This window comes from Rhizobium sp. R339 (genome assembly GCF_002211395.1).
In the GTDB taxonomy this organism is placed as follows: domain Bacteria; phylum Pseudomonadota; class Alphaproteobacteria; order Rhizobiales; family Rhizobiaceae; genus Rhizobium.
Map to the genome: position 1 here is coordinate 451338 of NZ_LOKV01000001.1, position 14346 is coordinate 465683.

A 14346-nucleotide genomic window follows, 5' to 3' on the forward strand; every position below is an offset into this window, starting at 1 on the left:
GGCAATGCGGATTTCCAGAAAATTCGCATTGGGGAAACCCAACCCACCGCGATGGCGGGCGATACGCCCCAAAAATGGGCAGCGAGCGGGTCGTTTTTGTTGACTTCGTATATTAGAACATATAGTGAACATAAGGATGAAGAAGTCGCTTACCGAACGCCTTGCTATTCTCTCCGACGCCGCCAAATACGACGCGTCCTGTGCCTCCAGCGGCACGGTGAAACGCGATTCAAGAGCGAGTGGCGGGCTCGGCTCGACCGAGGGATCCGGCATCTGTCATGCCTATGCACCGGACGGGCGGTGCATTTCGCTTCTGAAAATCCTGCTGACCAATTTCTGCATTTACGACTGCGCCTATTGCGTCAATCGCTCCTCCAGCAATGTCGAGCGGGCGCGCTTTACGCCGGAGGAGGTCGTCTGGCTTACGCTGGAATTCTACCGCCGCAACTATATCGAAGGCCTGTTTCTGTCCTCCGGCATCATCCGCTCTTCCGATTATACTATGGAAGAGATGGTCCGCATCGTCCGTGAATTGCGGGTGACGCATAATTTTCGCGGCTACATCCATCTGAAGGCGATCCCCGAGGCATCGCCGCATCTGATCGAGGAGGCGGGACTTCATGCCGACAGGCTCTCGCTCAACATCGAGCTGCCGACGGACAAGGGCATTTCCCGCTTCGCGCCGGAAAAGAAGCCCGCCAATATCCGGCGATCAATGGGCGATCTCCGGCTGAAGATCGAGGCGGCCGGCGAGCCGACGCTGAAGACGAAGAAACGGCAGCGGTTCGTCCCGGCCGGCCAGAGCACGCAGATGATCGTCGGGGCCGATGGCGCGAGCGATGCGACGATCCTTGCAAGCAGCGGCCGGCTCTACAGCAGCTACGGGCTGAAGCGTGTCTATTACTCCGCCTTCAGTCCGATCCCCGACTCCTCCAAAAACCTGCCGCTGATCAAGCCGCCGCTGATGCGCGAACACCGGCTCTACCAGGCCGACTGGCTCTATCGGTTCTATGGTTTCGGCATCGACGAGATCACCGCGAACCAGGCCGACGGTATGCTCGATCTGAACCTCGACCCGAAGCTTGCCTGGGCGCTTGCCAACCGGGGCGAATTTCCCGTCGATATCAACAGGGCCGAGCGTGAGCGGCTGCTGCGCGTGCCCGGCCTTGGCACAAAGACCGTCAAGGCGATCGTTTCGGCGCGCCGTTTCCGCCGGCTGCGGCTGGACGATCTTTCTCGGCTCGGCGTCTCGATCAAGAAGGTCCAGTCCTTCATCTCTGCGGAAGGATGGTCGCCACGGCGGCTGATCGACCGGCCGGACCTTCGCACCATGTTCGAGCCGCAGCCCGAACAATTGTCGTTGCTGTGATGCGCCGGGTCGTGCTCGCAGGACGGGGAGATCTTGCCGAATGGCGTGATGCCGCGCGCGCCTTCGCGGCCGCCGGCATATTGCCGGAGGAAATCGAATGGCGCGAGAAAAGCGTGGAGGCCGATCTTTCCTTTCAGCGCGATGCCATGCCGCCCGTACCTGCAACAACCCGCAAGCCGATGACGGTGCCGCCCGCCTTCATCGAGCTTGCCGAGACGGTGCTATGCCATTCCGATCCCGCACGGTTTTGCCTGCTTTACCGCCTGCTCTGGCGGCTGCAGATGGACCGGCGGCTGCTCGAGGTGGCGTCCGACGAGGATGTCGCGCGCGCCCGTCTGATGGCGAAGAACGTGCGCCGCGACGCCCATAAAATGACGGCCTTCGTCCGCTTCAAGGAGGTCGGCGCGGTGTCGGCAAGCCGCCGGAAATTCCTCGCCTGGTTCGAGCCGGACCATCATATCGTCAGGCGCACGGCGCCCTTCTTCCAGCGGCGCTTTACCGACATGGACTGGCTGATTGCCACGCCGAAGGGATCAGCCGCCTGGGACGGCGAGCGGCTGACGATCACGGACGAGCCTTGCGAAAAGCCCAATCTCAGCGATGCCACGGATGAGCTCTGGCGCACCTATTACGCCAACATCTTCAATCCGGCCCGTTTGAAGGTGAAGGCGATGCAGGCGGAAATGCCGAAGAAATACTGGAAGAATCTGCCTGAGGCCGATCTCATTCCGGGCTTGATCGCCTCGGCCGAAAGCAAGGTGCGGGAGATGGCGGCAAGGGAGGCAACGCAATCGCTACCGTTTCACGATCGGCTGCAGCAGGCCGCGCGCAATCTTCCCGCCGAGCCCCAGGCGCCCGCGGGCACGCTGGAGGCGCTGCGTGCGGAGGCTGCCGTCTGCACGCGCTGTCCGCTTCACGCCAATGCGACGCAGACGGTCTTCGGGGAGGGGCCGCGCGATGCGGAGGTTATGTTCGTCGGCGAGCAGCCGGGCGATCAGGAGGATATTGCAGGACGCCCCTTCGTCGGTCCTGCGGGCAGGCTTTTCGATCAGGTGATTGCGGAGGCGGGCATTGATCGGTCGACGCTTTACGTCACCAATGCCGTGAAGCATTTCAAATACGAGCCGCGCGGCAAGCGGCGCATCCATCAGAAGCCCAATATGGGCGAGGTGAAGCATTGCCGCTGGTGGCTCGATCTGGAACTGGCGCTCGTTAAGCCGAAGCTGATCGTCGCCATGGGGGCGACGGCGCTTGCGGCGCTGACCGATGTGAAAGGCCGCCTGCAGGACGTCAGAGGAAAGGCGATGGCGATCGAAGGAGGGCGCACGCTCTTCGTGACGGTGCATCCGTCCTATCTGCTGCGCATTCCCGACGAACGGCTGAAGACGGAGGAGATGGCGCGATTTCGTCAGGATATGATGGAAATTCAGGCGCTTATGAAAGCAGCTGCATAAGTTGATTCTGGTTGAGTTCAGCGTCAGCGCTCAAGGAGCGCCGACGCTGTTCCAGTTCTATTCCAGACGCAAACCGCGGCGCGGTTTTGCTGGAATTGCTCTCATCTCAGGCAAAGTAGCTCTGCAGCGGCCGCACTTCCAGATTGCCGGCCTTCAGCGCCTTGATCGCCTGGGCGGCGGCCTCTGCGCCGGCCATCGTCGTGTAATAGGGCACCTTCTGCATCAGCGTCGCGCGGCGCAGCGACTTGGAATCCGAGATCGCCTTGTTGCCGTCGGTGGTGTTGATGACGAGCTGGACCTGGCGGTTGCGGATCGCGTCCTCGATATGCGGACGGCCTTCGAGCACCTTGTTGATCTTGGTGGCGGTGATGCCGTTTTCGCCGAGGAAGCGGGCAGTGCCGCCGGTCGCCAGCACCTTGAAGCCCTGTTCGACGAGGATGCGGATCGCCGGCAGCACGCGCGCCTTGTCCTCGTCACGCACGGAGACGAAGACCGTTCCGTCGCGCGGCAGCTCGACGCCGGCGCCGAGCTGCGACTTGGCGAAGGCCAGCGCAAAATCGGTATCGAGGCCGATGACTTCGCCGGTCGAGCGCATCTCCGGGCCGAGCAGCGTATCGACGCCGGGGAAGCGGGCGAAGGGGAACACGGCTTCCTTGACGGCGATGTGGGTGAGCTTGCGCGGATCGGGCTTCGTGCCGTAGGCGGCAAAGGTCGCGTCGAGTTTCTCGCCGGCCATGACGCGGGCGGCGATCTTGGCGATCGGCGCGCCGATGGTCTTGGCGACGAAGGGCACGGTGCGCGAGGCGCGCGGATTGACTTCGAGAACGTAAACGGTGCCGTCCTTGATGGCGAACTGGACGTTCATCAGGCCGCCGACATTGAGCGCCTTGGCCATCGCCTTTGCCTGGCGCTCCAGCTCGTCAAGCAGTTCGACGGGCAGCGAGCGCGGCGGCAGCGAGCAGGCGCTGTCGCCCGAATGGATGCCGGCTTCCTCGATATGCTCCATGATGCCGGCGACATACACGTCGGTGCCGTCGGAGAGGCAGTCGACGTCGACTTCGATGGCGTGGGTGAGGTAGCTGTCGAAAAGCAGCGGATTTTTGCCCAGCAGGGTGTTGATCTGGCCGGTCTTGTCGTTGGGATAACGCTGCTTGATGTCTTCAGGCACCAGTTCCGGCACCGTGTCGAGCAGATAGGTCTGCAGCTGGCCTTCCGAATGCAGGATCTGCATGGCGCGGCCGCCGAGAACGTAGGAGGGGCGCACGACCAGCGGGAAGCCGATTTCGGCAGCGACCAGGCGAGCCTGCTCGACCGAATAGGCGATGCCGTTATTCGGCTGATTGAGATCGAGCTTCATCAGAAGCTTTTGGAAACGGTCTCGGTCCTCGGCAAGGTCGATCATGTCGGGCGCGGTGCCGAGGATCGGGATGCCGTTCTTTTCGAGCGCCTCGGCAAGCTTCAGCGGCGTCTGGCCGCCGAACTGGACGATGACGCCGACGACTTCGCCCTTTTCCTGCTCGGCGCGCAGGATCTCGATGACATCCTCGGCCGTCAGCGGTTCGAAATAGAGACGGTCGGACGTATCGTAATCGGTCGAGACGGTTTCCGGGTTGCAGTTGATCATGATCGCTTCATAACCCGCATCCTTCAGCGCGAAGGCGGCGTGGCAGCAGCAATAGTCGAACTCGATGCCCTGACCGATGCGGTTCGGGCCGCCACCGAGGATGACGACCTTCTTGCGGTCGGAGACCTGAGCTTCCGAGCGGGCGGCGCCGACGAAGGGCGTTTCATAGGTTGAGTACATGTAGGCGGTCGGCGAAGCGAATTCGGCCGCGCAGGTATCGATGCGCTTGAACACAGGGCGGACGTTCAGGCCGTTGCGCAGTTCGGCGACTTCCTTGGGGCGCTTGCCGGTCAGGGTCGCGAGACGCGCATCGGAGAAGCCCATCGCCTTCAGCATGCGCAGGTTGTCGGCATCGCCGGGCAAGCCATGCTCGCGGATGCGGGCTTCCATGTCGACGATGTTCTTGAGCTGGGCGATGAACCACGGGTCGATCTTGCAGCCCTCATGCACCTCTTCGATGCTGAGGCCCTGGCGCAGCGCCTGGGCAACCATGCGCAGGCGATCCGGCGTCGGCGTGCCGATGGCGGCGCGAATGGCGTTCTGGCTGGATTCGCCTTCCTCGAAATCGGGGATCTCGATCTCGTCGAGGCCGGTCAGGCCGGTTTCGAGGCCGCGCAGCGCCTTCTGCAGCGATTCGGCGAAGGTGCGGCCGATCGCCATGACTTCGCCGACCGACTTCATCGCGGTGGTCAGAACCGGCGAGGCGCCGGGGAATTTCTCGAAGGCGAAACGCGGGATCTTGGTGACGACATAGTCGATCGACGGTTCGAAGGAGGCGGGCGTGGCGCCGCCGGTGATGTCGTTTTCGAGCTCGTCGAGCGTATAGCCGATAGCGAGCTTGGCGGCGACCTTGGCGATCGGGAAGCCAGTCGCCTTGGAGGCGAGCGCCGAGGAGCGCGAGACGCGCGGGTTCATTTCGATGACGACGAGGCGGCCGTCCTTCGGATTGACGGCGAATTGCACGTTCGAGCCGCCGGTCTCGACGCCGATCTCGCGCAGCACCGCGATCGAGGCGTTGCGCATGATCTGGTATTCCTTGTCGGTCAGCGTCAGCGCCGGGGCGACGGTGATCGAATCGCCGGTGTGCACGCCCATCGGATCGATGTTCTCGATCGAGCAGATGATGATGCAGTTGTCCGCCTTGTCGCGGACGACCTCCATCTCATACTCCTTCCAGCCGAGCACCGATTCTTCGATCAGCACTTCGGTCGTCGGCGAGGCGTCGAGGCCGCCACCGACGATCTCGAAGAATTCCGAGCGGTTGTAGGCGATGCCGCCGCCGGTGCCGCCAAGCGTGAAGGACGGGCGGATGATGGCGGGCAGGCCGACATGATCGAGCGCCTGGGCGGCGATCGCCATGGCATGGTTCATGTAACGCTGCTTGCGGTCGCTCTCGCCGAGGTTCCACTGGTTTTCCAGCTCGTCCAGCGCCTTGTCGAGGTCGGAGCCCGAAAGGCTTTCGCGCAGCTTGCTGCGCTCGGCCTCGTGCGTCTTGCGGTCGAGATCCTTGATGTCGGTGGCGTTCGCGAGCATCGAGCGCGGCGTTTCCAGGCCGATGCGGGCCATGGCCTCACGGAACAGCGCGCGGTCCTCGGCCATGTCGATGGCGGCCGGCTTGGCGCCGATCATTTCGACATTGTAGCGGTCGAGCACGCCCATGCGCTTCAGCGACAGCGCGGTATTCAAAGCCGTCTGGCCGCCCATGGTCGGCAGCAGCGCATCCGGGCGTTCCTTGGCGATGATCTTGGCGACGACCTCAGGGGTGATCGGCTCGACGTAGGTCGCGTCGGCAAGGCCCGGATCGGTCATGATCGTCGCCGGGTTGGAGTTGACGAGGATGACGCGGTAGCCTTCCTCCTTCAGCGCCTTGCAGGCCTGGGTTCCGGAATAGTCGAACTCGCAAGCCTGGCCAATGACGATCGGTCCCGCGCCGATGATGAGGATCGATTTGATGTCTTGGCGCTTCGGCATGGGCGATATCCATTGTCTGGCTGCGCAAAAAGCCGGCCAGGGTGGGAGATCACCAGGTCGGGTCGCGCATTGAGGTCTTTTCAGGCTAGAAGCGGCTTATAGGCAAATGTATTTGCAAACGGAACCCCATAAATCGCGGAATCGACAGGAATCCGGAGATAGCGCGAAAGCCTATTTCCCGTCGGGTACGACGAGCACCCGGATTTCGCCGCCGCGCGCCGGATTGACGATCGCTTCGGGGGCCTCGGCGAGGCCGATCCGGCGGGAGATCAAAGGCTCGACCTTGATCCGGCCGGAGGCAATGAGATCGGCGGCGCGGCCATGGGTGAAAGGGTTGACGAAGGAGCTTATCAGCGCGACTTCGCGAAACAGCAGGTCGAAAGGCTCGATTTCGATCTTTGCGCCCTGGGCCATGACGCCCAAAATGACGGCGGTCCCGCCGCGCCGGGCAAGTCGGGGCGCCTGCTGCATGGTTTCTGGCACACCGGCACATTCGAAGACGACATCGGCGCCGCCGGGCAGCAGCCCGCCTTCGGCGACGATCCGGGCAACGACATCGCCGTCACCGGGATCGATCGTGGCGGTGGCGCCGAGGCTTTCTGCCAGCCGGCGTTTTTCGGCGCTCCGCGTCACCAGCACGACCCGGGTCGCGCCGGCAAGCCTTGCCAGCTGGACGGTGAGAAGACCGATGACGCCGCCGCCGAGCACAATGGCCGAAAAGCCGGCCCGCAGCCCGGCGAGATCGACGCCGTGAATGCAGCAGGCGAGCGGTTCGCAGAAGGCGCCGTGCAGCGGATCGAGATCGGCAGGCAGGGCGAAAGCCTGGCTTTCAGGCATGCAGACATAATCGGCGAAACCGCCGTCACGATGGATGCCGATCGCCTTCAGGTTCCGGCAGAGATTGACGCGGCCGCGCCGGCATTCCTCGCAGCCGCCGCAGGAGATATTCGGATCGCCGGTCACACGCATGCCCGGGCGAAAACCGGTGACGCCGGCTCCGACCGCTTCGACGATCCCCGCGAATTCATGGCCGAGCGTCACCGGCGCCTTCGAGGGAAATTCACCATGATAGATATGGCGGTCGGTGCCGCAGATGCCGCAGGCCTCGACGCAGACCAGCAGTTCGCCCGGGCCGGGCGCCGGCTTTTCAACCTCGCACAGCTGCAGTTTTCCGTTTGCTTCCAGGCGTACGGCTTTCATCGCTCTTTCCTCCCGCTTTCTCCTCCTGGTTCAGGAAGAGCGAAAGCGGGGGTCCAGTCAAGCGCTTAGCGCACCGTCTTTACCTGAAACGCCGGCGCGTGCACCGGAGGAACAATATCCCGCTCCCAAATGTTTACGGCCGAGAAGCGGGAGGCTGTGATGGCTGGTCCGCCGTCTGTTTGGAGGCGGATGAAGCCGCTGGAATTCTCCCCGCCGACGGATATATAAATTCTTTGAGCGCAAGCACGGGCATTGCCGGGGAGAGAGAAGATGGAATGGAGAGGCCGGCGTCAGTCCGATAATGTCGAGGATCGTCGTGGTTCGGGCGGCAGCCCCTTCGGCCGCGGCGGCGGGTTTAATTTTCCCTCCGGGGGCGGCGTTCGCCGCGCCGGCGGCGGCTTGAGCATCGGCACCATCATCTTCCTCGTCGTCATTTATTTCATCTTCAAGGCGATGGGCATCGATCTGATGCAGGTGCTCGATGGCGGCGGCATGTCGAGCGGCCCGGGCTACGAGCAGAGCCAGTCCGAGGGAACGCGCACCCCCGCCAATGACGAGATGACCGCCTTCGTGCGCACCGTTCTTGCCGAGACAGAGGACACCTGGAACGGCATCTTCCAGGCGCAGGGCCAGAATTACGAAGAGCCGCGCCTCGTTCTCTTCTCGGGACAGACGCAATCGGCCTGCGGCTTTGCCTCTGCCGCGACCGGTCCGTTCTATTGCCCGGGCGATCATAAAGTCTATCTCGATACGGCGTTCTTCCAGGAGCTGTCCGACCGTTTCGGCGCATCGGGCGATTTCGCCGAGGCCTATGTCGTTGCCCACGAGGTCGGCCATCACGTGCAAAACCTGCTCGGCATCCTGCCGAAGTTCAACCAGGCCCGCCAGCGCATGAGCGAGGAAGAGGCCAACAAAATGTCGGTGCGCGTCGAGCTGCAGGCCGATTGCTTCGCCGGCATCTGGGGCAAATATACCGAGCAGAAGGGCATCCTGGAGGCCGGCGACCTGGAGGAGGCGCTGAACGCCGCCCAGCAGATCGGCGACGATACGCTGCAGAAGCGCTCGCAGGGCTACGTCGTGCCCGAGAGCTTCAACCACGGCACCTCGGCACAGCGCGCCCGGTGGTTCAAGCGCGGTTTCGACAGCGGCCAGCTGTCTGCCTGCGATACGTTCTCGGGGCCGGTTTGAGGTTGCTTGGCTGAGGTTAGCTAAGGTTTGTGGGTGTAACCCCCTCATCCGCCTGCCGGCACCTTCTCCCCGTTGGGGAGAAGAGACCATGCCGTTAGCCTCATTCCTGCTATGAACGCTTCTATGGGAATGCAACGCCGCCACAAATCTCTTCTCCCCCTCGGGGAGAAGGTGCCGGCAGGCGGATGAGGGGGCCTCACGGCAGGGCCTTCAATATGCTTCAACATCTGTTCGGGATAACGCCCGCCGGCCGCCGCATCCTTTGGTACAGCCCGTTCGAGAGCTTCGAAATCGTCCGCCGACAGCATACCGCGCGTGAGCCGAGGGCCTCGGTCAGCCGGTCGCGGCGATCCCTAGGAGCGCGCGGCCTGCGGTTGCGGCGTCTGATAAAGTTCCCGCAGAGCAGCATCAAAAACTTTGAATGTTCACGGATTGTTTCACTTTCCTTTCTGAGCTATGTCATTTTTGCGGGGACGAGATCGTCTTTCCAGAAACAACGGCTGTAGAGATGCATCATGCTTGACCCGAAATTCGTTCGCCGCGGCCTTTTCCTGGTCTTCATCATCCTCTTCCTCGACATTATCGGCATTGCCATCATCATGCCGGTGCTGCCCGCCTATCTGGAGCAGTTGACCGGCGGCAACGTGAGCGATGCGGCGATCGACGGCGGTTGGCTGATGCTGGTCTATGCCGGCATGCAGTTCCTGTTTGCGCCGTTCCTCGGCAACCTCTCGGATCGTTTCGGCCGCCGGCCGATCCTTCTGCTTTCAGTGCTGACCTTCGCGATCGACAATTTCATCTGCGGCATTGCCACCAGCTTCTGGATGCTTTTCGTTGGCCGCGTTCTTGCCGGCATCAGCGGCGGCAGCTTCGCCACCTGCTCGGCCTATATCGCCGACATCAGCACGGAGGAGAACCGGGCGAAGAATTTCGGGCTGATCGGCATCGCCTTCGGCGTCGGCTTTACGATTGGACCGGTGATCGGCGGCTTCCTTGGCGAATTCGGCCCGCGCGTGCCCTTCCTCGGCGCGGCTGCGCTGTCGCTTCTTAATTTCATCGCCGCCTGCTTCCTGCTGCCGGAAACGCTGGAGGCGAAGAACCGCCGCCGCTTCGAGTGGAAGCGCGCCAATCCGCTCGGCGCGCTGCGCCAGATGCGCCACTATCCCGGTATCGGCTGGGTCAGCCTCGTCATGTTCCTGTTCTTCCTGGCGCATGCCGTCTATCCCTCGGTCTGGTCCTTCGTCTCGACCTATCGCTATGGCTGGAGCGAGGGACAGATCGGCCTGTCGCTCGGCATTTACGGCATCGGCGCAGCACTCGTCATGGGGCTGGTCTTGCCGCGCGTCGTGCCGCTGCTCGGCGAATGGAAGACGGCGCTGCTCGGTCTCTGTTTTTCCGCCGCAGGCCTGACCGGCTATGCCTTCGCCTGGGACGGCTGGGTGGTCTATGTCGTCATCGTCGCGACGGTCATGGAAAACGTTGCCGACCCGCCGCTGCGCAGCATCGCCGCCGGCAAGGTGCCGCCTTCGGCGCAGGGCGAGTTGCAGGGCGCTTTGACCAGCCTCAGCAGCATCACCACCATCGTCGGGCCGTTGATCTTCACGCAGATGTTCGGCTATTTTACGCGGCCGGAGGCGCCGGTGACCTTTGCCGGCGCGCCCTATCTGACGGCCGCCCTGTTCATTCTGCTCGCCGCCGGTGTGTTCCTCACCCGCGTGCGGGTTCGCCGGCCGGCCGAGGCGCTGGAAGCGGCGGGTTGATTGATCAGAAATGGTGATGCGATGATGAATTTTTCATCATATGCCTGTTTTAGGGTAGTTCTTTGCGGGTCTTTCCTCTAAGCCCGAATGATATTTTCGCCGCAGATTGCGCGGCGACATAGATTCCAACCACAGGACTGGTGTCATGGACACGCCGATCGACGCGCGCAGGCTTGCGCCGACAACCGATAATCGCTGGAGCGCGCATTTCCGTGCCACGCTGGCGCTCGGCATTCCGCTGATCGGCGCGCAGCTTGCCCAGCTCGGCATACACACCACCGACGTGATGATCGTCGGACGTCTCGGCGCCGAGCAGCTGGCGGCCATGGTGCTGTCGGCTCAGTTCCTGTTCACGATCCTGATCTTCGGTTCGGGCTTTTCTATCGCCGTCATTCCGATGGTGGCGCAGGCCTATGGCCGTGGCGACGTCGTCTCGGTGCGCCGGTCGCTGCGCATGGGTCTGTGGGTGGTGATCGGATTCTGGATCATCGTGCAGCCAGCCTTTTTCAATGCGGAACAGATCCTGCTGTTTGCGCAGCAGAAGCCGGAGGTGGCCAGGCTCGCTCACGGCTATATCATGATCGGCCAGTTCGGCGTGCTGCCGGCCCTGCTTTTCAACGTCATGCGGGCGTTGGTCAGCGCCATCGGCAAGGCGGGCATCATCCTCAACGTCACCATCGTGACGCTGGTGATGAACGCGATCTTTGCCTATGCCCTGGTGCTCGGCCATTTCGGCTTTCCGGCGATGGGACTGGAGGGCGCGGCAATCGTGTCGGTCGTGGTGCAGACGGCCGGTTTCCTCTTCATTCTCGCTTTTGTCCAGAAGCGGGAGGAGACGCGCCGTTACGAGATTTTCGTGCGGTTCTGGAAGCCCGACTGGCATGCGCTGCTCGAGGTCATCCGGCTCGGTTTCCCGATCAGCGTCACCGTGCTTGCCGAGGTCAGTCTGTTCACGGTGGCCTCGCTCTTGATGGGCTATATCGGCACCATCGAGCTCGCTGCCCACGGCATCGCCCTGCAATGGGCCTCGATCGCCTTCATGATCCCGCTCGGTCTCAGCCAGGCGGCGACGGTGCGCGTCGGCGTCGCGCACGGGCAGGGCGATCATGTTGGGCTGGTGCGGGCTTCGATCATGGTGGTCATCCTCGCCTGCGTCATCTCGGCGGTTGGCTCTGTGCTGTTCGCGACCATGCCGCAATTTCTCGGCAGCTGGTTCCTCGATGTCAATTCGCCCGAGGCCTCTGAGGTGCTTGCCTATGCCGGGCCGCTGATCGTGGTGGCCGGGCTTTTCCAGCTCGTCGACGGGCTGCAGGTGATCGCCAACGGTTTGCTGCGCGGCCTGAAAGATGCGCGCGTTCCGATGATCATGGCGCTGATCGCCTATTGGCCGATCGGCTTCTTCCTCGCCTGGGCCTTTGCCTTCCCGCTCGGCTTCGGCGGCATCGGCATCTGGTTCGGCTTCCTCGTCGGGCTGGCGGCGGCCGCCGTCATGCTCTGCGCACGCTTCTACCTTCTGCTTCGCCGGGAAGGCGCGAAGGCCGGCTCCTGAGCCGGCCTTCCGGCCTCAGGCGGCGACAGGCTTATAGCTGGCGATATCGGCGCGAATGCCGAGACGCGAAAACATCTCCTGGGGATCGAAATTGACGGCCTTGTGGGCAGCGGCGACGGCCGCCCGTGCGCGCTCGACGACCTCGGTGTTTTCCCACTCGGCGATCGTGACGAAATTGAATTCGCCAGGACCGGCGATCTGCTCCAGCACCCTGTGATCGATGAACCCGTCCTGCGCCTCCAGCAGCTTGTGGGTCATCATCACCTTGACGAGAAATTCCTCCCGCGCCGCCGCCGGCACGACGAACTTGTCGATCCGAAAGAAAGCTCCGCTCATCCATTTTCTCCTGCATCTGTCTGCGGGGCGTTTGTAATTCCTCAAGTATGGTTGAGGTCAATATGGAAGTATCAGTGCCGGAATCGGATGCCGCCTCTCACCACTTGTTGACTCACTCGCGGTTGAACAATAACTTGCTAATTTGGTCTTTAGGCTTGTCCTCACATGATGGATCAATCTCTTCAGCGTCGCCTCGCTGCCATCGTCGTTGCCGATGTGGTGGGATATTCACGCCTGATGGAGGCTGATGAAGTCGCAACGGTGGCGAACCTCAGGGAACTCCGTTCTGGCGTTATCGAGCCGGCCGTGATGCGCCACAACGGTCGCATCTTCAAGGTCGTGGGCGACGGCTTCTTGATCGAATTCGGCAGCGCGGTGGACGCGGTCGAAGCAGCGCTGGAAATGCAACGGACCACCACTCCTGTCGAGGCGTCCGGCGATCGACGCCTGCTTTTACGTGTCGGCGTTAATCTGGGAGATGTCATTGACGACGGTTCGGACGTCCTCGGTGACGGGGTCAATGTCGCGGCGCGCCTGGAGACGCAGGCCGCGCCGGGAGGTATCTGCATTTCAGCCGGTGTTCACGGCGAGATCGTCGGCAAGATCGGCGACCGGTTCTTCGACGCAGGCGAGCGCTACCTGAAGAACCTGACCCGCCCTGTCCACGTGTGGCATTGGCCGGATGCGCTGCAGAGCATATTGCCGCTGCCCGACCGTCCCTCGATCGCTGTATTGCCGTTCACGAACATGAGTGGGGATGAAGCGGACGCGCCTTTCGTCGACGGCTTGACTGAAGACCTGATCACCGACCTTTCCCGTACGGCTGGCCTGTTCGTCATCGCGCGCAATTCCGTCTACGGCTACAAGGGCAAGGCGGTTAACGTAAAGCTGGTCGCCCAGGACCTCGGCGTCCGCTACGTCCTGGAGGGGAGCGCCAGACGCGCAATGGGCCGTGTCCGCATCAATGCCCAATTGATCGACGCGCTTGCCGGCGGGCACCTGTGGGCCGAGAGGTTCGACAGGACGGTGGAAGATGTTTTCGAACTGCAGGATGAAGTCAACGCCAAGATTGTCGAGGCCCTCGTCGGCCGGCTGACCACCCCGCCGCAGCGCAATCGGCCGAAGAACTTGGAGGCGTACGACCTGTGTGTGCGCGCTCGCCTCCTGACGGAAGAGTCGCCGCAAACCGAGCGTGAGGCCTATATGCTGCTCCAGCGCGCGGTCAAGCTCGAGCCATCATATGCCGAGGCGCTCGGTCTGCTCGCCTATAACCGTTGGCTGGCCTGGACTCATTTCGGCGAGCCCGAAGATCCCAACCGCCAGATGGCGACGACATCAGCGCAGAAGGCGGTCGAGCTGGATCCCAACGATGCCGGCTGCCGTTACGTCCTGGGGACCATTCTGGCCTATGAGCGGCGATGGGAGGAATCGGAGGCCGCCTTTGCCAAGGCCCTCGAGCTGGACCCCAACCACGCCGACACCTGGGCCGCCATGTCTGATATTTCAGTGCTGAACGGCAGGGTTGCCGACGGACTGGCGCAGATCGACAAAGCTCTGCGGCTCAATCCCCGTCCAGCCTGCTGGTATCTCTGTCATCTTGGGCAGGCGCAATACGCCGCGCGTGACTATGAGGCGGCAGCCGCTACGCTGCGCAGGGAAGACACATATCGTACCAACTCACGCAAATTCCTGGCGGCTACGCTTGCGCAGTTGGGCCAGCATGAAGAGGCGCGGCGGGAAGCAGAATTGTTTCTGATCGCCCACCCTCATTTCACGATTGGCCATTGGCTCAGCTCCCAGCCGCTGCGCGATGCATCTGTACGAGATCACTTTGTCGACGGCTTCCGAAAGGCCGGCCTGCCGGAGATGTGACAGCGGGTGGTGACAATCCCAAC

Annotated in this window: 9 protein-coding genes and 1 pseudogene; 6 read left to right on the forward strand and 4 right to left on the reverse strand. The window is 62.7% G+C overall.

Going from position 1 to position 14346, the window contains the following annotated elements:
* Nucleotides 1-136: 136 nt before the first annotated feature.
* Nucleotides 137-1369 (forward strand): putative DNA modification/repair radical SAM protein, encoded by a 1233-nt coding sequence (locus ATY76_RS02185; RefSeq protein WP_088673128.1) that lies wholly within the window; start codon nucleotides 137-139, stop codon nucleotides 1367-1369.
* Nucleotides 1369-2823 (forward strand): UdgX family uracil-DNA binding protein, encoded by a 1455-nt coding sequence (locus tag ATY76_RS02190; protein ID WP_088673129.1) that lies wholly within the window; start codon nucleotides 1369-1371, stop codon nucleotides 2821-2823. Before ATY76_RS02185 ends, ATY76_RS02190 begins: the two co-directional genes overlap by 1 nt.
* Nucleotides 2824-2929: 106 nt before the next feature.
* On the opposite strand, the gene carB is transcribed toward ATY76_RS02190, so the two are convergent.
* Both carB and ATY76_RS02200 read right to left on the reverse strand, forming a co-directional pair.
* Nucleotides 2930-6418 (reverse strand): carbamoyl-phosphate synthase large subunit, encoded by a 3489-nt coding sequence (gene carB, locus ATY76_RS02195; RefSeq protein WP_088673130.1) that lies wholly within the window; start codon nucleotides 6416-6418, stop codon nucleotides 2930-2932.
* A 171-nt stretch (nucleotides 6419-6589) separates the two neighbouring features.
* On the reverse strand, nucleotides 6590-7618 hold the full coding sequence (locus ATY76_RS02200) for a zinc-dependent alcohol dehydrogenase family protein (protein ID WP_088673131.1): 1029 nt from the start codon (nucleotides 7616-7618) through the stop codon (nucleotides 6590-6592).
* A gap of 270 nt (nucleotides 7619-7888) precedes the next feature.
* Between ATY76_RS02200 and ATY76_RS02205 the strand changes: the two genes are divergently transcribed.
* On the forward strand, nucleotides 7889-8806 hold the full coding sequence (locus ATY76_RS02205) for a neutral zinc metallopeptidase (protein WP_088673132.1): 918 nt from the start codon (nucleotides 7889-7891) through the stop codon (nucleotides 8804-8806).
* 209 nt (nucleotides 8807-9015) lie between these two features.
* Here ATY76_RS02205 and ATY76_RS33015 read toward each other — a convergent pair.
* Nucleotides 9016-9155 (reverse strand): annotated as a pseudogene (locus tag ATY76_RS33015) (aldo/keto reductase); the annotation flags it as partial.
* A gap of 166 nt (nucleotides 9156-9321) precedes the next feature.
* Here ATY76_RS33015 and ATY76_RS02210 point away from each other — a divergent pair.
* Complete coding sequence (locus ATY76_RS02210; RefSeq protein ID WP_088673133.1) at nucleotides 9322-10566, forward strand: TCR/Tet family MFS transporter; 1245 nt, start codon at nucleotides 9322-9324, stop codon at nucleotides 10564-10566.
* Between the two features lie 145 nt (nucleotides 10567-10711).
* Nucleotides 10712-12115: an MATE family efflux transporter gene (locus ATY76_RS02215; RefSeq protein ID WP_088673134.1), complete on the forward strand. Its 1404-nt coding sequence runs from the start codon at nucleotides 10712-10714 to the stop codon at nucleotides 12113-12115.
* A gap of 15 nt (nucleotides 12116-12130) precedes the next feature.
* Here ATY76_RS02215 and ATY76_RS02220 read toward each other — a convergent pair whose 3' ends face one another.
* Entirely contained in the window at nucleotides 12131-12451 is a 321-nt protein-coding gene (locus ATY76_RS02220) for an antibiotic biosynthesis monooxygenase (protein ID WP_088673135.1), read from the reverse strand.
* Nucleotides 12452-12616: 165 nt separating this feature from the next.
* Between ATY76_RS02220 and ATY76_RS02225 the strand changes: the two genes are divergently transcribed.
* Entirely contained in the window at nucleotides 12617-14323 is a 1707-nt protein-coding gene (locus tag ATY76_RS02225) for an adenylate/guanylate cyclase domain-containing protein (protein WP_088673136.1), read from the forward strand.
* Nucleotides 14324-14346: the final 23 nt, after the last annotated feature.